The organism is Pseudomonas sp. NPDC077451 (genome assembly GCF_044543345.1).
In the GTDB taxonomy this organism is placed as follows: Bacteria; Pseudomonadota; Gammaproteobacteria; order Pseudomonadales; family Pseudomonadaceae; genus Stutzerimonas.
In genome coordinates, this window is the sequence record NZ_JBITVX010000007.1 from 107,355 (window position 1) to 125,533 (window position 18,179).

18 protein-coding genes are annotated in these 18,179 nt (G+C 59.5%); 4 read left to right on the plus strand and 14 right to left on the minus strand.

The genetic code is table 11. The annotated features are described in order from the left end of the window. Positions 1-63: 63 nt before the first annotated feature. The 4 genes from ACIGHL_RS13165 to trxA all read right to left on the minus strand — a co-directional run bounded on the left by ACIGHL_RS13165 (position 64) and on the right by trxA (position 4,475). Positions 64-1,035: a CDP-6-deoxy-delta-3,4-glucoseen reductase gene (locus tag ACIGHL_RS13165; RefSeq protein ID WP_128120274.1), complete on the minus strand. Its 972-nt coding sequence runs from the start codon at positions 1,033-1,035 to the stop codon at positions 64-66. A 33-nt stretch (positions 1,036-1,068) separates the two neighbouring features. Then, on the minus strand, positions 1,069-2,535 hold the full coding sequence (gene ubiD / locus ACIGHL_RS13170) for a 4-hydroxy-3-polyprenylbenzoate decarboxylase (protein ID WP_128120273.1): 1,467 nt from the start codon (positions 2,533-2,535) through the stop codon (positions 1,069-1,071). A gap of 124 nt (positions 2,536-2,659) precedes the next feature. Continuing rightward, positions 2,660-3,919: a transcription termination factor Rho gene (gene rho / locus ACIGHL_RS13175; RefSeq protein WP_045430829.1), complete on the minus strand. Its 1,260-nt coding sequence runs from the start codon at positions 3,917-3,919 to the stop codon at positions 2,660-2,662. A 229-nt stretch (positions 3,920-4,148) separates the two neighbouring features. After that, positions 4,149-4,475 carry a thioredoxin TrxA gene (gene trxA, locus ACIGHL_RS13180; RefSeq protein WP_019341284.1) on the minus strand — a complete coding sequence of 109 codons (327 nt, stop codon included), beginning with the start codon at positions 4,473-4,475 and terminating at the stop codon, positions 4,149-4,151. Between the two features lie 200 nt (positions 4,476-4,675). On the opposite strand from trxA, the gene ppx reads away from it, so the two are divergent. Beyond that, a complete protein-coding gene (gene ppx, locus ACIGHL_RS13185; protein WP_128120272.1) occupies positions 4,676-6,178 on the plus strand; it encodes an exopolyphosphatase in 1,503 nt (500 codons plus the stop codon). A gap of 46 nt (positions 6,179-6,224) precedes the next feature. Here ppx and ppk1 read toward each other — a convergent pair whose 3' ends face one another. Together ppk1 and hemB are read right to left on the minus strand one after the other, a co-directional pair. Then, positions 6,225-8,429: a polyphosphate kinase 1 gene (gene ppk1 / locus ACIGHL_RS13190; protein ID WP_128120271.1), complete on the minus strand. Its 2,205-nt coding sequence runs from the start codon at positions 8,427-8,429 to the stop codon at positions 6,225-6,227. A 19-nt stretch (positions 8,430-8,448) separates the two neighbouring features. After that, the gene (gene hemB / locus ACIGHL_RS13195; RefSeq protein ID WP_128120270.1) at positions 8,449-9,462 is read right to left on the minus strand and encodes a porphobilinogen synthase; all 1,014 of its coding nucleotides are present in this window, start codon (positions 9,460-9,462) and stop codon (positions 8,449-8,451) included. Positions 9,463-9,777: 315 nt separating this feature from the next. Between hemB and elbB the strand changes: the two genes are divergently transcribed. Then, positions 9,778-10,440: an isoprenoid biosynthesis glyoxalase ElbB gene (elbB, locus tag ACIGHL_RS13200; RefSeq protein ID WP_128120269.1), complete on the plus strand. Its 663-nt coding sequence runs from the start codon at positions 9,778-9,780 to the stop codon at positions 10,438-10,440. A gap of 156 nt (positions 10,441-10,596) precedes the next feature. Then, positions 10,597-11,064, plus strand: a complete 468-nt coding sequence (locus ACIGHL_RS13205; RefSeq protein ID WP_128120268.1) for a thioesterase family protein — start codon at positions 10,597-10,599, stop codon at positions 11,062-11,064. A gap of 48 nt (positions 11,065-11,112) precedes the next feature. On the opposite strand, the gene ACIGHL_RS13210 is transcribed toward ACIGHL_RS13205, so the two are convergent. Genes ACIGHL_RS13210 through ACIGHL_RS13230 form a run of 5 tightly spaced genes read right to left on the minus strand, consistent with a single transcriptional unit; the run spans position 11,113 to position 15,529 of the window. Next, positions 11,113-11,592, minus strand: coding sequence for a YaiI/YqxD family protein (locus tag ACIGHL_RS13210; protein ID WP_045430843.1), 480 nt, complete (start codon positions 11,590-11,592; stop codon positions 11,113-11,115). Then, positions 11,589-12,221, minus strand: coding sequence for a LysE family transporter (locus tag ACIGHL_RS13215; protein ID WP_128120267.1), 633 nt, complete (start codon positions 12,219-12,221; stop codon positions 11,589-11,591). Before ACIGHL_RS13215 ends, ACIGHL_RS13210 begins: the two co-directional genes overlap by 4 nt. 52 nt (positions 12,222-12,273) lie before the next feature. After that, the gene (locus ACIGHL_RS13220) at positions 12,274-13,035 is read right to left on the minus strand and encodes a TerC family protein (RefSeq protein WP_128120266.1); all 762 of its coding nucleotides are present in this window, start codon (positions 13,033-13,035) and stop codon (positions 12,274-12,276) included. Between the two features lie 5 nt (positions 13,036-13,040). Continuing rightward, a complete protein-coding gene (locus tag ACIGHL_RS13225; protein ID WP_128120265.1) occupies positions 13,041-13,622 on the minus strand; it encodes a mechanosensitive ion channel family protein in 582 nt (193 codons plus the stop codon). Then, positions 13,619-15,529, minus strand: coding sequence for an ATP-binding cassette domain-containing protein (locus ACIGHL_RS13230; protein WP_128120264.1), 1,911 nt, complete (start codon positions 15,527-15,529; stop codon positions 13,619-13,621). The genes ACIGHL_RS13225 and ACIGHL_RS13230 overlap by 4 nt, the downstream gene beginning before the upstream one ends. A gap of 68 nt (positions 15,530-15,597) precedes the next feature. Between ACIGHL_RS13230 and ACIGHL_RS13235 the strand changes: the two genes are divergently transcribed. Further along, a complete protein-coding gene (locus ACIGHL_RS13235; RefSeq protein WP_216706989.1) occupies positions 15,598-16,077 on the plus strand; it encodes a TIGR02444 family protein in 480 nt (159 codons plus the stop codon). Here ACIGHL_RS13235 and ACIGHL_RS13240 read toward each other — a convergent pair. The 3 genes from ACIGHL_RS13240 to ACIGHL_RS13250 all read right to left on the minus strand — a co-directional run bounded on the left by ACIGHL_RS13240 (position 16,050) and on the right by ACIGHL_RS13250 (position 18,158). Further along, complete coding sequence (locus ACIGHL_RS13240; RefSeq protein WP_128120262.1) at positions 16,050-16,835, minus strand: AlgP family protein; 786 nt, start codon at positions 16,833-16,835, stop codon at positions 16,050-16,052. The genes ACIGHL_RS13235 and ACIGHL_RS13240 overlap by 28 nt on opposite strands. A gap of 115 nt (positions 16,836-16,950) precedes the next feature. Further along, positions 16,951-17,415 (minus strand): sigma D regulator, encoded by a 465-nt coding sequence (rsd, locus tag ACIGHL_RS13245; protein ID WP_128120261.1) that lies wholly within the window; start codon positions 17,413-17,415, stop codon positions 16,951-16,953. Between the two features lie 251 nt (positions 17,416-17,666). Then, a complete protein-coding gene (locus ACIGHL_RS13250) occupies positions 17,667-18,158 on the minus strand; it encodes a disulfide bond formation protein B (RefSeq protein ID WP_045430867.1) in 492 nt (163 codons plus the stop codon). Positions 18,159-18,179: the final 21 nt, after the last annotated feature.

The following is an 18,179-nucleotide window of genomic DNA, read 5'->3' on the forward strand; positions in this document are numbered from 1 at the left end:
AGGGGCGGTGTTGTAAACCGCGCCGCCCTGCTACTAACCGTTAGGACAGCGCGAACCTCTGTCCTAACGCTCCCGTGGCGCATAGGCGAAAACATCTGCACGCATCTGCTTCGCATCCATCCCGGCCTCCACCAACGCATCCAACGTGCCGTAGACCATTGCGGGAGACCCGCTGGCGTAGACGTGAACCGGCTGCAGATCGGTGAAGTCCTCGCAGACTGCTTCATGCAACATGCCGCGCCGCCCCGCCCACTCACAAGCATCACTGACAATCTGATGCAGAAACAAATTGGGCATCTGTTGCCATTCCTGCCAATGCGTCAACTGATAGAAGTCTTCCGGGCGCCGCACCCCCCAATATAGATGCACCGGATAGGCGAAGCCCTCGGCTCGGCAATGCTCGATCAAACTGTGCATCTGCGCCATTCCGGTGCCTGCAGCAATCAACACCAACGGTCCCTCTGGCAGCTCGGCGAGGTGGGTATCGCCGAACGGCATCTGCACGCGAGCCGTCCCGGTGCGCCTGATTTGCTGCAGCAGGTCGATCGCTGAGGATTCACGCGCCAGCACATGGAGCTCCAGCTCACGTCCGCGTCCTGGCGCGGACGCTAGCGAAAAGGCGCTGTATTCGCCATCCTCCCGCTCCAGCAACAAGTACTGCCCAGCGTGGTAGCGCGGCAGTTTTCCAGCCGGCGCACGGAGTAGCAGGCGAAACACGTCGCCCCCCACCTCATCACAGCTGACGAGCTGGCAACTCAGCGTACGCACCGGCAGTTCCCCCGGCGCAAGCACACCATCCCACAGCAGGACGCAATCTTCCTCTGGCTCAGCCAGGCAGGCAAAAACTTCGCCATGATCATGGCTTTCACCACGCTGACGCACCCGGCCGTCAACCAGCAGTGCAGCGCATATCAGGCAATTACCGTTGCGGCATGCTTGCGGACAGTCGTAGCCCAACCGGCGCGCGGCATCGAGGATCAACTCACCACGCTCGACGTCGAGCACTGCCCCGGAGGGTTGCAGGGTTACTTTCATCAATTCAAAACCTGAGTAAATGCGCGGCTATCATCAGTCGATGCCAAGCTCGGTCCAGAGTTCGTCGACCCTACGCTTCACCGCCTCATCCTGCACGATGGCCCGCCCCCATTCACGAGTAGTCTCGCCGGGCCACTTATGAGTGGCATCGAGGCCCATCTTGCTGCCGAGACCGGACACCGGCGAGGCAAAGTCGAGATAGTCGATTGGTGTGTTCTCGATCAGCACCGTATCGCGTTTGGGATCCATGCGCGTAGTAATGGCCCAGATAACGTCATTCCAATCCCGAGCGTTGATATCGTCGTCGGTAACGATGACGAACTTTGTGTACATGAACTGCCGTAGAAAGCTCCATACGCCCAGCATCACGCGCTTGGCGTGGCCGGGGTATTGTTTTTTCATGGTTACCACCGCCATGCGATAGGAACAGCCTTCCGGCGGCAGATAGAAATCAGTGATTTCGGGAAACTGCTTCTGCAGGATCGGTACGAAAACCTCGTTGAGCGCGACACCAAGTATCGCCGGCTCATCTGGCGGCCGACCGGTGTAGGTGCTGTGATAGATAGCGTCGCGACGTCGAGTGATGCGCTCCACGGTGAACACCGGGAAGCGATCGACTTCGTTGTAGTAGCCGGTGTGATCACCGTACGGCCCTTCATCGGCCATCTCGCCTGGCTGAATGTAACCTTCCAGAACAATTTCGGCACCGGCCGGCACCTGCAAATCGCTGCCTCGGCATTTGACCAGCTCGGTACGGCTGCCGCGCAACAAGCCAGCAAAGGCATATTCGGAGAGCGAATCCGGAACCGGTGTAACAGCGCCGAGGATCGTGGCCGGATCAGCGCCGAGCGCCACCGCCACTGGGTAGGGTCGGTCGGGGTACTTCTCGCACCACTCACGAAAGTCCAGCGCACCGCCTCGATGGCTGAGCCAGCGCATGATCACCTTGTTGCGACCAATCACCTGCTGGCGATAGATACCAAGGTTCTGCCGCTCCTTGTTAGGGCCCTTGGTGATTGTCAGCCCCCAGGTGATCAGTGGCCCAGCATCGCCTGGCCAGCAGGTCTGAACCGGAAGCAGAGACAGATCAACATCGTCACCTTCGACGACCAGCTCCTGACAGGGCGCATCCTTGAGCACCTTGGGCGCCATGCTGATGACCTTCTTGTAGATCGGTAGCTTGCTCCAGGCATCCTTCAGCCCTTTGGGCGGCTCCGGCTCCTTGAGAAAGGCCAAGAGCTTGCCGATCTCACGTAGCTCGGACACTTCCTCTGCCCCCATGCCCAGGGCAACGCGCTTGGGTGTGCCGAAGAGATTTCCGAGAACCGGCATATCGAAGCCGGTCGGATTCTCGAAGAGCAGCGCCGGCCCCTGCTTGCGCAAGGTTCGATCGCATATCTCGGTCATTTCCAGAACTGGAGAAACGGCGGCTGAAACGCGCTTGAGTTCACCGCGCTGTTCCAGGCCTCGGATAAAGTCGCGCAGATCGCGATACTGCATTGCTTGAGCCTCGCAGGGGCCGGCGGGTGTCCGGGCGGAAAGTGTAGCCTTGGCGCAGGTCGATACAAAACCTGCAGACAGACAAAGGCCGGGTTTCCCCGGCCTCGGCAGCAACGACCAGACCTTATTTGCGCTTCATTGACATGAAGAATTCTTCGTTGGTCTTGGTGTCCTTCAGCTTGTCGAGCAGAAACTCGATCGCAGCGCTTTCGTCCATCGGATGCAGCAGCTTGCGCAGAATCCAGATGCGCTGCAGCTCTTCCTCGCTGGTTAGCAATTCTTCGCGACGAGTCCCCGAGCGGTTGATGTTGATCGCCGGGAATACCCGCTTCTCGGCGATACGGCGATCAAGCTGCAACTCGAGGTTACCAGTGCCCTTGAACTCCTCGTAGATCACCTCATCCATCTTCGAGCCCGTTTCCACCAGTGCGGTGGCGATAATAGTCAGCGAACCGCCTTCCTCGATGTTCCGCGCGGCGCCGAAGAAACGCTTGGGCTTTTCCAGGGCATGGGCGTCGACACCGCCCGTCAGTACCTTGCCGGAGCTAGGAATCACCGTGTTATAGGCACGGGCCAGACGGGTAATGGAATCCAGCAGGATGACCACGTCCTTCTTGTGCTCGACCAGGCGCTTGGCCTTCTCGATCACCATCTCAGCGACCTGCACGTGGCGGGTCGGTGGCTCGTCGAAGGTAGAGGCGACCACTTCGCCACGCACGGTGCGCTGCATTTCGGTCACTTCTTCCGGGCGCTCATCGATCAGCAGAACGATCAGGTGGCATTCGGGGTTGTTACGGGTGATGTTGCTCGCAATGTTCTGCAGCATGATCGTCTTGCCCGCTTTCGGCGGTGCGACGATCAGACCGCGCTGACCTTTACCGATCGGGGCGCAAAGGTCGATCACCCGGCCGGTGAGATCTTCCGTGGAGCCGTTACCGGCCTCCATCGTGAGTCGCTTGTTGGCGAACAGCGGAGTCAGGTTCTCGAACAGTATTTTGTTCTTCGCGTTTTCCGGGCGATCGAAGTTGATCGTATCAACCTTGAGCAGCGCGAAATAACGCTCGCCTTCTTTAGGCGGGCGAATCTTGCCGACGATCGTATCGCCGGTGCGCAAATTGAAGCGGCGGATCTGGCTCGGCGAGACATAGATGTCATCCGGGCCGGCGAGATAGGACGAATCCGCGGAGCGCAAGAAGCCGAAGCCGTCTTGCAGAATCTCCAGCACGCCATCACCGGAGATTTCCTCACCGCTTTTCGCGTGCTTTTTCAGCAGGGAGAAAATCACGTCCTGCTTGCGCGAACGGGCCATGTTGTCGATGCCCATCTGTTCGGCCATTTCCAGCAGTTCGGTGATGGGCTTTTGCTTAAGTTCGGTCAGATTCATAGAAAGAGTCAGAAGGGATGAAGAAAGCGATTAGCTTGAGAAGCCGCGCAGCAGGAGACGAACAGGTTCGTTGTGCTTTATCAGGCTGAAGTGCGTCGGCGACGGCATGCAGAGGGCGACGGAGAAGCGTCGCAGGGCCGAATTTAGCACCGTGCAGGCGAAGCGTCCACCCTGCAGTTATAAAAAACCCCCGCATTTGCGGGGGCTTTTTGAAAGCAGCAACCGTGAATCAGATATTGCTATCGAGGAACGCTGCCAGCTGCGATTTCGACAGAGCGCCCACCTTGGTGGCCTCGACATTGCCGTTCTTGAACAGCATCAGCGTCGGAATGCCGCGTACGCCGTACTTCGGCGGAGTTTCCTGGTTCTCGTCGATGTTCAGTTTGCAGACTTTGAGCTTGCCTTCGTATTCCTTGGCGATCTCATCGAGCACTGGAGCAATCATCTTGCACGGGCCACACCACTCGGCCCAGTAATCGACCAGAACAGGACCATCGGCCTGGAGCACGTCCTGCTCGAAGCTGCTGTCGCTGACATTGTTGATGTATTCGCTCATGGAGTTTCTCCAGGGTCAAAATCAGAAGTGACGCCATCATAGCCCGGCTTGGTGCGGATCGAAAGTCGCAGCCTGTCGCTTGGGCAATAGACCATGGAAGGCACAATGGATCGATGACGGCGCGCTATGGCGCAGCGCTGCGCGTTGGCGGATGAAGGCGATCATGTCAGGATGTCGGGGTTTTGCACAGAGACTGCCCCATGCGCCCAACAGCCGCCGAACCCTTTCCGATGATCGCCGCCCTTGATCTCGGCTCGAACAGCTTCCACATGGTGCTGGCCCGCACCAGCAACGGCGAGATGCGAATCCTCGAGCGACTCGGCGAAAAGGTCCAGCTGGCCGCCGGCATTGATGAGAACAGACAGCTCGACGAAGCTGCCATGCAGCGCGGCCTGGACTGCCTTCGCCGCTTCGCTCAGTTGGTCAATCATCTCCCCCAGGGCGCGGTGCGCGTGGTCGGCACCAATGCCCTGCGAGAGGCGCGCAACCGCGCCCAGTTCATTCGCCAAGCTGAGACGATCATCCAGCATCAGGTCGAGGTGATTTCCGGCCGAGAGGAAGCGCGACTCATCTACCTTGGCGTATCGCATACCTTTCCCGCATCTAGCGGCAAGCGGCTGGTCGTTGACATTGGCGGTGGCAGCACCGAATTCATCATCGGGGAAGGTTTCGATTCGCTGTTGCGTGAAAGCTTGCAAATGGGTTGCGTGAGCTTTACTCAGCGGTTTTTTCAGGACGGCAAAATTACGCCGGCCCGCTACGCGCAGGCCTATACCGCCGCGAGGCTGGAGCTGATGAGTGTCGAGCACGGCCTGCACCGGCTCGGCTGGCAGGATGCGGTGGGTGCGTCCGGCACCATTCGCGCCGTCGGTCTCGCGATCAAGAGCGCCGGGCTTAGCAACGGCGAAGTCACGGCCGATGGCATCGGCTGGCTCAAGCGCAAGCTGTTCAAGCTGGGCGATGTCGAAAAGCTCGACTTGGACGGTATCAAGCCGGACCGTAAGGGCATCTTCCCTGCGGGCTTGGCCATTCTCGAAGCGATCTTCGACGCCCTGGAGCTGACCAGCATGGCGCACTCCGAAGGCGCACTGCGCGAAGGCGTGCTCTACGATCTGATCGGCCGACACCACCAGGAAGACATCCGCGATCGCACACTGAGCTTTCTGATGGAGCGCTACCACGTCGACACTGACCAGGCCGCTCGGGTCGAAAGCAAGGCGCTGGAAGCCTTCGATCAGGTCGCTTCCGATTGGGCATTAGATGAAGAATGGCTGCGAGAACTGCTCAGCTGGGCGGCACGGATACATGAGGTCGGACTGGACATCGCGCACTACCACTACCATAAGCACGGCGCCTACTTGATCGAGCACTCCGACCTCCCCGGCTTCTCACGTCAGGATCAACAGATGCTGGCGTTGCTGGTTCGCGGCCACCGCCGCAATATACCCAAACAGAAATTCGAGGAAATGAGCGAGGACGGCGTGAAGCTGACCAGACTCTGTGTATTGCTGCGCTTCGCGATTCTTTTCCACCACATCCGTGGGCCGCAGCAAGCGCCAGCGTTTCAGCTCAAGGCCGGCGATAACAGTCTGGACGTGGCTTTTCCTGAAGGCTGGCTGGCTCAAAACCCGCTGACACAAGCCGATTTTGCCCTGGAGGCGGATTGGCTCAAGCGGATCGACTTCACCTTCAGCGTGCGCTGAGTTTGGCAGCGGTGGACGAACCGCCGCCATCCCAATAACCGGACGTTTATCGCGCAGTCGGGCTTCCTAGACGCTCCAGCAACGTGTTCTGCACGTTGCGTGGATTCTGATTGCCGCTTGGGCTGTTACGCAGATAACTGCCGTCAGACTGCAGCACCCAGCTCTGGGTGTTGTCGGTCAGGAAGCCCTCCAGCTCCTTCTTCACCCGTGTCACCAGCTTCTTGCCCTCGACCGGGAAGCAGGTCTCGACCCGCCGATCCAGGTTGCGCTCCATCCAGTCGGCACTGGACAGGTAGAGCTTCTCGTCACCGCCGTTGAGGAAATAGAACACTCGACTGTGCTCGAGGAAGCGGCCAATGATCGAGCGCACCTGAATGTTGTGTGAAACCCCGAGAATGCCTGGACGCAAGCAGCACATGCCGCGGACGATGAGATCGATGCGCACGCCGGTCTGGCTGGCCTTGTACAACGCCCGGATCATTTTCGCGTCGGTCAGCGAGTTGACCTTGAGAATGATATGCGCCGGCTTGCCTTCGCTGGCGTGTTGCGTCTCCTGCATGATCATGTCCAGCAACGCCTTCTTTAGGGTGAAGGGCGCGTGCAGCAGCTTTTTCATACGCATGGTCTTGCCCATGCCTATCAGCTGGCTGAACAACTTCGACACGTCCTCACAAAGCGCATCATCGGAAGTAAGCAGGCTGTAATCAGTGTAGAGCTTCGCATTGCCGGCATGGTAGTTGCCGGTACCCAGATGAGCGTAACGCCGAAGTTCGCCATTCTCGCGTCGCAGGATCAGCATCATTTTGGCGTGCGTCTTATAGCCCACCACGCCATAGATCACCACGGCGCCGGCCTGCTGCAGGCGGCTGGCCAGCTGCAGATTGGATTCCTCATCGAAGCGCGCTCGTAGCTCGATGACCGCCGTAACCTCTTTGCCGTTACGCGCCGCTTCCACGAGGGCATCGACTATCTCGGAGTTGGCGCCTGAGCGGTACAGCGTCTGTTTGACGGCGAGAACGCAGGGATCCTTCGCCGCTTCGCGCAACAGATCGACCACCGGTGTGAACGACTCGTAGGGATGCAGCAGCAAGATGTCTTGCCGGCCAACGACATTGAAAATGTTTTCGCTGTTCTGCAACAACTTGGGAATTGCAGGCGTAAAAGGGGTGTACTGCAGTTCCGGGTGGCTTTCCAGCCCCGTGATACTGAACAGCCGAGTCAAGTTGACCGGCCCATTGACACGGTATAACTCGCTCTCGCTCAAAGTGAACTGTTTGAGCAAGAAGTCGGCCAGGTGCTTCGGACAGGTATCCACCACCTCTAGCCGTACCGCGTCGCCATAGCGGCGCGAAATCAGCTCGCCACGAAGCGCACGCGCCAAGTCTTCGACGTCCTCGGTATCGACCGATAGATCGGCATTACGCGTCAGACGGAACTGGTAACAACCCTTTACCTTCATGCCATGGAAAAGATCATCGGCGTGGGCATGAATCATCGAGGACAGGAACACATGGTTCGCGCCTGTCCCACCGACTTCTTCTGGCACCCGTATGACCCGCGGCAACAACCGAGGCGCCGGGATGATTGCCAACCCGGAATCACGGCCGAAGGCGTCGATACCTTCCAGCTCAACGATGAAGTTGAGGCTTTTATTGACCAGCAACGGGAACGGATGGGTGGGGTCCAGACCGATCGGCGTAATGATCGGAAGGATTTCGTCACGGAAGTAACGGCGCACCCAGGCCTTGATCTTGGTTGTCCAGTTTCGCCGACGAATGAAGCGCACCTGATGCTTGGCCAGTTCCGGCAGCACGATCTCGTTGAGGATCGAATACTGCCGGCTGACCTGCTCGTGGACCAGTTCGGAAATACGCGCCAGCGCCTGGTGCGGCTGCAGACCGTCTGCACCTGCCTGCTCACGCGCGAACGTGACTTGCTTCTTCAGCCCCGCAACACGAATTTCGAAAAACTCATCGAGGTTGCTGGAAAAGATCAGCAGGAATTTGAGCCGTTCCAGTAGCGGATAGGACTCGTCCAGCGCCTGTTCCAACACGCGAATGTTGAATTGCAGCTGTGACAGCTCGCGGTGGATGTAGAGGCTGTTGTCGTCCAGATTCGGCGGGGGAGCCGGTGGCGCTGGCGCTTCCTCTGTCTTCTCCACCTCAGGCGCTGACGGGGCCATTTCCTCTAGGGGATGCACTTCAATGGCAGCAGCCTGCATTTCGCTTTCGCTAAGTCCCTGATTAGTCATCGATCTGCCTCGGGAGGGCTCATTGCCCCTGTTTTAATTGTTGTGCCGCCTGCTTGGCGAAATAGGTGAGGATGCCATCGGCACCTGCGCGCTTGAAGGCGGTCAGCGATTCGAGAATCACGGCATCGGTCAGCCAGCCGTTCTGAATTGCTGCCATGTGCATCGCATACTCGCCGCTGACCTGGTAGACGAAGGTCGGCACCCGAAAGGCATCTTTAACCCGCCAGAGAATGTCCAGATAGGGCATGCCCGGTTTGACCATGACCATGTCAGCGCCCTCTGAAAGGTCGGCGCCGACTTCGTGCAAGGCCTCGTCACCATTGGCCGGGTCCATCTGATAAGTGTTCTTGCTGCCCTTACCCAGATTCGCCGCCGAACCTACCGCATCGCGGAACGGCCCGTAGTAGGCACTGGCGTACTTGGCCGAATAAGCCATGATCCGCACATTGTGATGTTCAGCTACCTCCAGCGCCTCGCGTATCGCCTGGATGCGCCCATCCATCATGTCCGATGGCGCAACCACCTGCGCGCCCGCCTCAGCGTGGGACAGGGCCTGACGGACCAGCGCGTCGACCGTGACATCGTTTTGCACATAGCCATGCTCGTCAAGAATCCCGTCCTGGCCATGAGTGGTGAAGGGGTCCAGCGCAACGTCAGTGACGATGCCGAGCTCCGGGAAGCGCTCGCGCAGGGCCCGGGTGGCGCGCTGGGCGATGCCCTCAGGATTCCAGGCTTCCGCCGCATCGAGGGATTTCTTCTCCAGCGGCGTGACCGGGAACAGCGCCAACGCAGGAATACCCAGCGCGACCAGTTCCGCGGCTTCTTCCAACAACAAATCGATGGAAAGACGCTCCACGCCGGGCATCGACGGCACCTGCTCGCGGCGATTTTCGCCATCGAGAACAAACACGGGCAGGATCAGGTCATCCACGCTCAATCGATGCTCACGTACCAGTCGACGGGAAAAATCATCACGACGATTGCGGCGCAGCCGTGTAGCGGGGAACAAGCGATTGGCAGGAACGAAACTCACAACGAACTCCTGGCCCGTAGAACGGGCGAATATGACGTTTATAAGCCGACATCGTGACAGCTTGATGACAAGCAATCCGCGCTGGCCGGAGATTGCCCTCATTGTCGCCACCAAGCGCGGGCACTGCCAGTGCTTTGAGCAGTGTATCGCCGAGCTGAAGTGCCTAGGCCAGACGCGCGCACAGTTGAACACCCGTCGCGATAAGGCATCCAACCCTCATCGCGATGGACTTACCTTGGGCTCCACCAAGGGCTAGCATCGAAGGCTGTCGCCTGGCGCAGTTGCCAGGCTGCTGAACTGACCAGGAGTATCTCAATGAACAGAAAAGTCGCCGTGATTCTTTCCGGCTGTGGCGTATACGACGGCTCGGAAATCTACGAGAGCGTGATCACGCTGTTGCGCCTGGATCAGCGTGGCGCCAAGGTCCAGTGCTTTGCGCCGAATATTGACCAGATGCATGTAATCAATCACCTAACCGGTGAAGAAATGCCGGAAAACCGCAACGTGCTGATCGAATCCGCGCGCTTGGCACGGGGAGAGATCAAGGATCTTCGCGAAGCCAATGCCGAGGAGTTCGACGCGCTGATCGTGCCAGGCGGCTTTGGCGCTGCGAAAAACTTGTCCGACTTCGCCACCCAGGGCGCCAGCTGCAAGGTGCTTCCCGAAGTGTTAGCGCTGGCCCAAGCCTTCGCCGCGGCCGGCAAGCCGGTCGGCATGATGTGCATCGCGCCTACCATGGCGGCCCAGATCTTTGGCCGCGGCGTGGTCTGCACCCTGGGCAATGACGACGATCCGGCTGCAGCGGCGGCACGGGAGATGGGCGTCGAACATCAACCGTGCGAAGTCACTGAGATCGTCGAGGACTCGCGGCATAACCTGGTGACCACTCCTGCCTATATGTTGGCCCAATCCATCAGCGACGCGGCTACGGGCATCTACAAGCTGGTCGATAGGGTGCTGGCACTGACCGGCAAATAGCGCCTCGGCTGACCTTGCCCCAGCTTTCGAGCCAAGGCGTGGGAGCTGAGGCATCGGCGTGGCGATACCGCCAATCTTACCGGCGCTCCCGCCGCGCCACTGGTCAATCCCCCCTCCCTCCGGCAGCTTAGTTGGATCTGCCGGAGAGCCGCACGAATGAACCACCCAATCGATACCATCGAAGAGCAACAGCACGCGGTGCGCCAGCTGTTCGAGCGCATTCCGTTCAATGAATACCTGGGTATCGAACTGGATGAGGTGTCCCGCCAGCGCGTGGTGATGCACCTGCCAATGAAACAAGAGCTGGTCGGTAATTTCTTTCACGGCATTTTGCATGGCGGCGTGATCGCGTCGCTTCTCGACGTCGTCGGCGGCGCCATGGCTATGATCGGAACCTTCGAGAAACATCAGCACCTGACCACCGAAGAGCGCGCCCTGCGCCTCTCGCGCCTCGGCACCATCGATCTGCGAATCGACTACCTACGCCCAGGACGCGGCAAACGCTTCAGTGCCGGCGCTACCCTATTGCGCTCCGGCAACAAGGTAGCGGTGGTTCGCTCCGAACTGCACAACGAAGAAGGGGTGCTGATCGCAGTAGGGACCGGCACCTATCTTTGCGGCTGATCCGAAGCGACCTTAAGCGGAACAGCACCTCGCGCCAGTCGTGTTTGCTTAGCGTACGCCGGCTCGAGCCAGCTGCGTCAGCAGGCGGTCCAGCGCGTTGGCAAACGCTTGCCGATCGCGGTCGCCGTAGGCACCCTGCCCACCGCCCACCTGACCCTGCTCACGCAAGTCAGTGAACAGGTTGCGCACCGCTAGACGATCGCCCATGTTGCGCTCGTCGAATTCACGACCGCGCGGATCGAGGGCCGCCACGCCTTTTTTCACCAGTCGATCGGCCAGAGGCACATCGCTGCAAATCACCAGTTCGCCAGGCTGCGCATGCTCGACCAGATAGTCATCTGCCGCGTCCGGGCCGCTCGGCACGACGATGAGACGAACACAGGCGAAGGCCGGCTTGATCTGGCTCTGGCCCGCCACTAGCAGCACCTCGAACTTGCGCTTGAGGGCGAACTTGATCAGCTGCTCTTTGGCTGCCTTGGGACAGGCATCAGCGTCAACCCATACCCGAAGCGGTGCAGCCCCCGTCATGCCACAGCCCGCCGCACCGTAGCCAGCAAAGCGGCAGCACCGGCGAACATAGCGGCAAAACTACGGTTGACCAGGCGCTGCTGACGCGGCGTGCGCAGCAAGCGCAAAACCCGGGAAGCCAATCCTGTATAGCCCGCCATGACGATCAGGTCGACCACCACCATCGTCGTTCCCATATGCAGATACTGCAGTACCAGATCGCGCTGTGGATCGAGAAACTGCGGCAGCACAGCGAGAATGAACACAATGGCTTTAGGATTGCTGGCATTGACCAGAAAACCGCGGAACACCAAGGCTAACGGGCGGCCGATCGGTCGCGGCGCAGCGCTGTCGTCAAGCATCGATGGCACCGCCTGCCACTGCTTAAGCGCCAGCCACAACAGATAGATGACCCCGAACCATTTGATCAGGCTGAAGGCGAGCGACGAGGTCGCCAGCACCGCGCCGACACCCGCGGCCACTACGGCTATCTGCATCGCCAGCGCAATCTGCAAACCGATCGCGTTCCAATAACCGCGCCAGAAGCCGTACTGCAATCCACACGACATCGAGGCGATCGCACCCGCCCCTGGAGACAGGCTGATGACCCAACAGGCAACAAGAAAGGCAAGCCAGGTTTCGAGCGTCATGATTGATCCCCCAAGAAGCTGCGCCTGACAGGCGCAGCTTTCAGCACAGCCCTTAGTCCGGTATGTCTTTGCCGAGCTTGACCGGCTCCTTCAGCTTGCGATTCATCGCTTTGCGCATACGAATGTTGATCGCCTCAACCCCTAGCGAGAACGCCATGGCGAAGTACACGTAGCCCTTGGGCACATGCGCGCCGAAGGCTTCCGCCACCAGCAGGGTGCCGACCACAATCAGGAACGACAGCGCGAGGATTTTCAGCGTCGGATGCTTCTCGATGAAGTCGCTGATGGTGCCAGCGGCGAGCATCATTACCCCGACGGCAATCACGATTGCGGCCACCATCACCTGCACGTTGTCCACCAGGCCCACTGCGGTGATCACCGAGTCCAGCGAGAAGACGATATCGATCACTGCGATCTGCAGGATGATGCCAACGAAGCCTGCCTTGACCGCACCTCCCGTGGTGCCGCCCGACTCTTCTTCCCCTTCAACGCTATGCCAGATTTCCATGGTGCTCTTGAACAGCAGGAACAAGCCGCCGAAAAACAGGATCAGGTCACGCCCGGACACACCGTGCTCGAATACGGTGAACAAATCATTGGTCAGGCGCATGACCCAGGCGATCGATAGCAACAAGAGAATCCGCGTGCCCATTGCCAAGGCCAGGCCGAAGAAACGCGCCTTGGGTTGCTGTTCCTTCGGCAAACGCCCGACGAGGATGGAAATGAAGATAATGTTGTCGATACCCAGGACGATTTCCAGGGCAGTCAGGGTCAAAAAGGCGACCCATATTTCGGGGCTGCTAAGCCATTCCATGCGTGCTACTCGTGTGCGTTGTGATGAGGGGGCTGGATCTCGGTGCCACGCCAGCGGCGCAACACCTTCTGGAAGAACAGACTGTTAGGAACCTGAACGATCGCGCCGGTTCCGCTATCGGCTGACTCCTCCAGCGTGGTGTAAAGCAGGTTTATATCGATGACTCGGCCCTTGACGATGGGCTTGTCGAAACTCTCCACCAGTTCCACCATGTCACCCAACCGAAACGGCCCAACGGTCATGATGAGCACAGCGCAGAGCAGGTTGGAGAGCACGCTCCAGATCGCAAAGAAGGCCACAGCTGCGACTGCCACGAACCCGGAGAAGGCGGTCCAAATGACGGTGGCCGAAACTCCGACGCGCTCGAGCACCATGATCAGCGCACCGCCAATAATGAACCAGCGAATCCCGCCACGCAGCGGCAAAAGCAGTTCAGGCGGAAGCGGATAGCGACTGCCGAGCCGTGAAAGCCCACGTACGACGAGCCGCTGAAGAATATAGGCGACCAGCAGAATCAACAGTATCTGCAATCCGAGCAGTAACTGATCGCTCCATCTTTGCGAAAAAATCAACCACCGCTCGCTCACAGGCTCGCCTCGAGTTGGCTTTGTAGAACTTCGAGCGATTCGAGCGCCTCCAGCCAAGCCTCTTCCAATTCGCCTTCGCGCACCTTCAGTTCAGCCTGCTTGGCCAGCAGCTCGCGCAGCTCATCCTTGCGAGCCGACTCGTATACATCCGAATCCGCGAGACGCGCCTCCAGCGGCGCGAGCTTTTCGTGAATATCAGCCAAAGACTTTTCGAGCTTTTCGGCTTGCCGTTTCAACGGAGCCAATTGCTGACGCAAGGTAGCCGCAGCCTGGCGGGCGGCGCGTTTATCAGTCTTTTCACCCGTGGCCTCCACTGGGCTCAGCGGCTGCTGGCGGGAACGGTAGTCGACCAGCCAGCGAGCGTAGTCCTCAAGGTCACCTTCGAACTCCACTACCCGGCCTTCTGCAACCAGCAGGAATTCATCGGTCGTGCTTTTCAGCAAGTGCCGGTCGTGGGACACGACGAGCACGGCCCCCTCGAAGTCCTGCAAGGCCAGCGTCAACGCCAGCCGCATCTCGAGATCGAGGTGGTTGGTCGGCTCGTCGAGCAGCAACAGATTGGGTTTGCCCCAGGCGATCAGCGCTAGCGCGAGCCTGGCCTTTTCACCGCCGGAGAAGTTAAGGACCGGCTCATCGCAGCGATTGCCGCGGAAATCGAAACCCCCGAGAAAATCACGTAGTACCTGCTCCCGTTCGCCAGGGGCGATACGCTGCAGATGCAACAGCGGGCTGGCCTTGGCGTCCAGAGCGTCTAGCTGATGCTGGGCAAAATAGCCGATGACGAGATTCTCGCCGCGCTGCAGGCGTCCACCCAAGGGCTGCAGCTCGTTGGCCAGCGTCTTGATCAGCGTAGATTTCCCCGCTCCGTTGGGGCCAAGCAAACCGATACGGGCGCCAGGTACCAGCTGCAGCTTGACCTTGTCCAGCACAATCTTGTCACCGTAACCAAGGCTTCCTTGTTCCAGATCCAGCAGCGGGCTGGAGACCTTATCCGCCTCGCGAAAAACGAAGTCAAACGGCGAATCGATATGCGCCGGGGCCAACTCCTCAAGCTTTTCCAGGGCCTTGATCCGGCTCTGCGCCTGCCGCGCTTTGCTCGCCTTGGCTTTGAAGCGCCGAATAAAGTCCTCCATGTGCTCGCGCTGTGCCTGTTGCTTTTCGAACGCCTGCTGCTGCTGCGCCAGGCGCTCGGCCCGGGCCCGCTCAAACGCCGAGTAGCCCCCGCGATAGAGCGTCAGCTTGCGCTGCTCGACGTGCACCACATGACCGACCACCTCGTCGAGGAAGTCGCGATCATGGGAAATCAGCATCAGTGTGCCCGGATAGCTCTTAAGCCAGGCTTCCAGCCAGAGAATGGCATCCAGATCGAGGTGGTTGGTGGGTTCGTCGAGCAGCAACAGATCAGACGGACACATCAGCGCCTGCGCCAGATTCAGACGCATCCGCCAACCTCCCGAGAAGCTGCTTACTGGCAGATCCATTTGCTCATTGGCAAAACCCAGGCCGGCCAACAACTTGCGTGCCCGTGCGTCAGCGGTATAGCCGTCGGCGTTATCGAGCTCGGTATGCAAGCGAGCCAGTGCCCCGCCGTCAGAGGCTGCTTCAGCTTCGATCAACGCACCCTGAATGCGGCGCAGCTCGGTATCGCCGTCCAGCACGTAATCGACCGCCAACCGATCGAGCGTATCGACCTCCTGGCGCATGTGTGCAATGCGCCAGTCGGGCGGCAGCTGGCAGTCGCCCTCGTCGGGGGTGAATTCGCCGCGCAGCAAGGCGAACAGGCTGGACTTACCGGCGCCATTGGCGCCAACCAGCCCGACCTTATGGCCAGGATGAAGGGTCAGCTCGGCGCCTTCCAGCAAACGCTGCGGGCCGCGCTGTAGAGTCAGGTTCTGAAGTCGGATCATAATGGCGGCGGAGTTTATCAGGTCGCCCGGAAATCCATCCGGCTGCTCATGAAAAAAACCAATTACAGATGAACAACGACGAACTCTGGAATTTTGCCCTCGCCTGTTACGCAGAGCCCGGCGTGGAAAAGGCGTGTCTTGAGTTGCAAGCGCTAGGGATGGACGTCTGCTTGCTGCTCGCCTGCGTCTGGTTGGAAATTCGGGGCATCCGCCAAAACGCGCAGCGATTGGAAGACCTGAAACTGCTCAGCAAGGACTGGCAGAGCGCAGTGGTATTGCCCCTGCGAAATCTGCGTCAGGCGTGGCGTGAGCAGGCAGCCATCGACACGGAACTCGCCAGCTTGCGCCAGCGCGTCAAAACGCTGGAGCTAGACGCCGAACGAACTCAGCTCGATCGCCTGCAGCAGGCAACGCAGCATTGGTCGCGGGAGGGTGGATCTGACAATTGGCTGAACCAGCTATGCACGGGGATCGACGGCGCCCCCGATGCATTGCTGACCGTGCTGCGCCGTGCAGCTTCTCAGCTGGATGCCGGCGGGGCGGACTGATCCGCACTGCCGGCCTTGGTTGATGCGGGCTTGCGTGTGGCTGCAGGCTTGCGCGCTGCAGCGGGCTTGGCAGAGCTGGATGACTTGGTGGGAGCAGGTTTTGGCTTCGCACGGCTATTGGCAGGCCTAGCGGGACGTTTCGGAGCGCCACTTTCGGCTGCGCCCAAGCCGCTGGGCGCATTAGTCGTGGAGGACTTGCTATCCGCAGCTTTTGAGGCTGCAGTTCGGGCGCGGGTTGTGGCTGGCTTGCTCGCTGCCGGGCTCGAGCTGCTGGAAGATTGCTTGGCAGGAGCTGGCTTGGTTGACGCTGGCGCAGCCTTGCGTTGCGCTGAAGCCGAACGTGACGGCGTGGCCTTGCTGCGCGATGCCAGTGCTTGCGCCGCAGCCTTTTCAACCTGAGCGACACCTTGCGCCAGGTTCAAGCTCTGCTCGGCGTCGCGTTTGAGGTCAGCCAGGTAACTCAAGGTCTCGTTCTGCCGTGACTGCAGCAAGGCAAGCATGTCATCCAGTTCGGCCAGTTTCGACCGAGCCTTGCTTTGCGCTTTCGACTTTCCAGCATTGCCGGCCTCGTCGAGCTTGGCGCGCGCTTTGATCAGTTTTTCCTGCGTTTTGCCACGCTGCTTTTCAAGCTTGGCCAAGAGGATCTCTGCTTCCTTCTGTGCATCAGTGCAGGCTTTTTCCAGATGCACGACCAGACTTTTCGATAGCTGCTGAAGCAAGTGCAGCGGGGTAGTGACCGCGTTTTTCTTTGCTGGCATGGAAGTGCCTCCTGGCGGAAATGGTGCAGCCATACTAGACGGGCCGCAGCGATCCGCCAACCGATCAGCGAAGCGTGCTACAAGCGATCCTTCGCTTGCAGCTGACCGGCATCGGTCAGGCGGTAGCAGCAGGCTCTTTATGCGCGGTGTGCAGCACTTCGATCAGGCAGTCTTCAAGCTCGAAGCGCTCGTGCAGCAACTGGCCCAGACGCTTCAGCTCTTCTGGAAGGCCAGGGCTTTCGAGACAGTCGCCGTTGTCGCACCGGTCATTGAAAGCAACCGCCACCTGGGTAATCGCCTCGATACGAGGATAAATCTGACGCGCCAGATCCAGCCCTCGCTTGTCACCAAAGGCTTCTGCTTCGTTAAGCAGTTGCTCGTAGATCTCGAAATGACCAGCCGACACATAGTCGAGCAAGATTTCGCAGAATTTTTGCAAGGCCGGGCGAGTAGCCGCTTCGGCACCCTCATGCAACCCTTCGAATGCGTTGATCAATGCATGGCGTTCCTGCAGCCAGCGGTCGATCAGCAGGTGCACACCTCCCCAGCGTTCCTGGGCGTTCCGACAGCTCTCGAGCATGATGACCTCACTTTCCCTAATCGATGATGCCTGTTGCGCCTTCCGAGACGGTTTTTTGTCTTGGGATATCGGCCTTGGGTGAGTGACAGCGAAATTGGCAGAAAACCGACGCCGCCAGGGCAGACTAAGCTGCGCGGAACGAAGCATCAAGCAGCAAGGATGAAATTCAACCGGCATCACTAGCGTGACCGCTTCGCCCTGCTCATTGACCATCAGGCGGCGCGATCATTCGCCCCGCCTCGACAAAAAGCCTAGTCGCGGCGCAGCAACTGCCAGAAACAGAACAGGGCCATTGCAATGAATGCGAGCAGCGTCCACTCCGGAATACTCATTCCGAGCAGTGTCCAGGTAACTTCGGCGCACTCGGCGGTACCGTGAAGCACCAAGCGGGCAATTTCCTGGAACGGCAACGCATCCATCATGTATTCGAGACTGGGCAGGCAGCTCGGCAGCTGATCGGCAGGCATGTTCTGCAGCCATATCTGGCGTATCGCCGTGCCCCCTCCAGCAACGGCGAACAGCAGTGCCATGACCGAGTAAACACGGCGACCGGTCTTGCGTGGGCCATGCAGCGCAGCGACCAGACAGACCAGGCCGAAGCCGATAACGCAGATACGCTGAACGATGCAAAGCGGGCAGGGAACCAGCCCGACAACGTGCTCGAGATACAGGGCAGCGACCATCATCAACGCGCAGCCGATGAAGGCCAGAAGAAACAGCGAACGTGGGCTGGCCAGGTTCATGGCAACTCCGCAGACAGGAAA

What these genes read in the sequence shown, in the direction of transcription:
- ACIGHL_RS13165 (WP_128120274.1), bottom strand. Translation starts at nt 1,035, where the DNA reads ATGAAAGTAACCCTGCAACCCTCCGGGGCAGTGCTCGACGTCGAGCGT.
- ubiD (WP_128120273.1), bottom strand. Translation starts at nt 2,535, where the DNA reads ATGCAGTATCGCGATCTGCGCGACTTTATCCGAGGCCTGGAACAGCGC.
- rho (WP_045430829.1), bottom strand. Translation starts at nt 3,919, where the DNA reads ATGAATCTGACCGAACTTAAGCAAAAGCCCATCACCGAACTGCTGGAA.
- trxA (WP_019341284.1), bottom strand. Translation starts at nt 4,475, where the DNA reads ATGAGCGAATACATCAACAATGTCAGCGACAGCAGCTTCGAGCAGGAC.
- ppx (WP_128120272.1), top strand. Translation starts at nt 4,676, where the DNA reads ATGCGCCCAACAGCCGCCGAACCCTTTCCGATGATCGCCGCCCTTGAT.
- ppk1 (WP_128120271.1), bottom strand. Translation starts at nt 8,429, where the DNA reads ATGACTAATCAGGGACTTAGCGAAAGCGAAATGCAGGCTGCTGCCATT.
- elbB (WP_128120269.1), top strand. Translation starts at nt 9,778, where the DNA reads ATGAACAGAAAAGTCGCCGTGATTCTTTCCGGCTGTGGCGTATACGAC.
- ACIGHL_RS13205 (WP_128120268.1), top strand. Translation starts at nt 10,597, where the DNA reads ATGAACCACCCAATCGATACCATCGAAGAGCAACAGCACGCGGTGCGC.
- ACIGHL_RS13210 (WP_045430843.1), bottom strand. Translation starts at nt 11,592, where the DNA reads ATGACGGGGGCTGCACCGCTTCGGGTATGGGTTGACGCTGATGCCTGT.
- ACIGHL_RS13215 (WP_128120267.1), bottom strand. Translation starts at nt 12,221, where the DNA reads ATGACGCTCGAAACCTGGCTTGCCTTTCTTGTTGCCTGTTGGGTCATC.
- ACIGHL_RS13220 (WP_128120266.1), bottom strand. Translation starts at nt 13,035, where the DNA reads ATGGAATGGCTTAGCAGCCCCGAAATATGGGTCGCCTTTTTGACCCTG.
- ACIGHL_RS13230 (WP_128120264.1), bottom strand. Translation starts at nt 15,529, where the DNA reads ATGATCCGACTTCAGAACCTGACTCTACAGCGCGGCCCGCAGCGTTTG.
- ACIGHL_RS13235 (WP_216706989.1), top strand. Translation starts at nt 15,598, where the DNA reads ATGAACAACGACGAACTCTGGAATTTTGCCCTCGCCTGTTACGCAGAG.
- ACIGHL_RS13240 (WP_128120262.1), bottom strand. Translation starts at nt 16,835, where the DNA reads ATGCCAGCAAAGAAAAACGCGGTCACTACCCCGCTGCACTTGCTTCAG.
- rsd (WP_128120261.1), bottom strand. Translation starts at nt 17,415, where the DNA reads ATGCTCGAGAGCTGTCGGAACGCCCAGGAACGCTGGGGAGGTGTGCAC.
- ACIGHL_RS13250 (WP_045430867.1), bottom strand. Translation starts at nt 18,158, where the DNA reads ATGAACCTGGCCAGCCCACGTTCGCTGTTTCTTCTGGCCTTCATCGGC.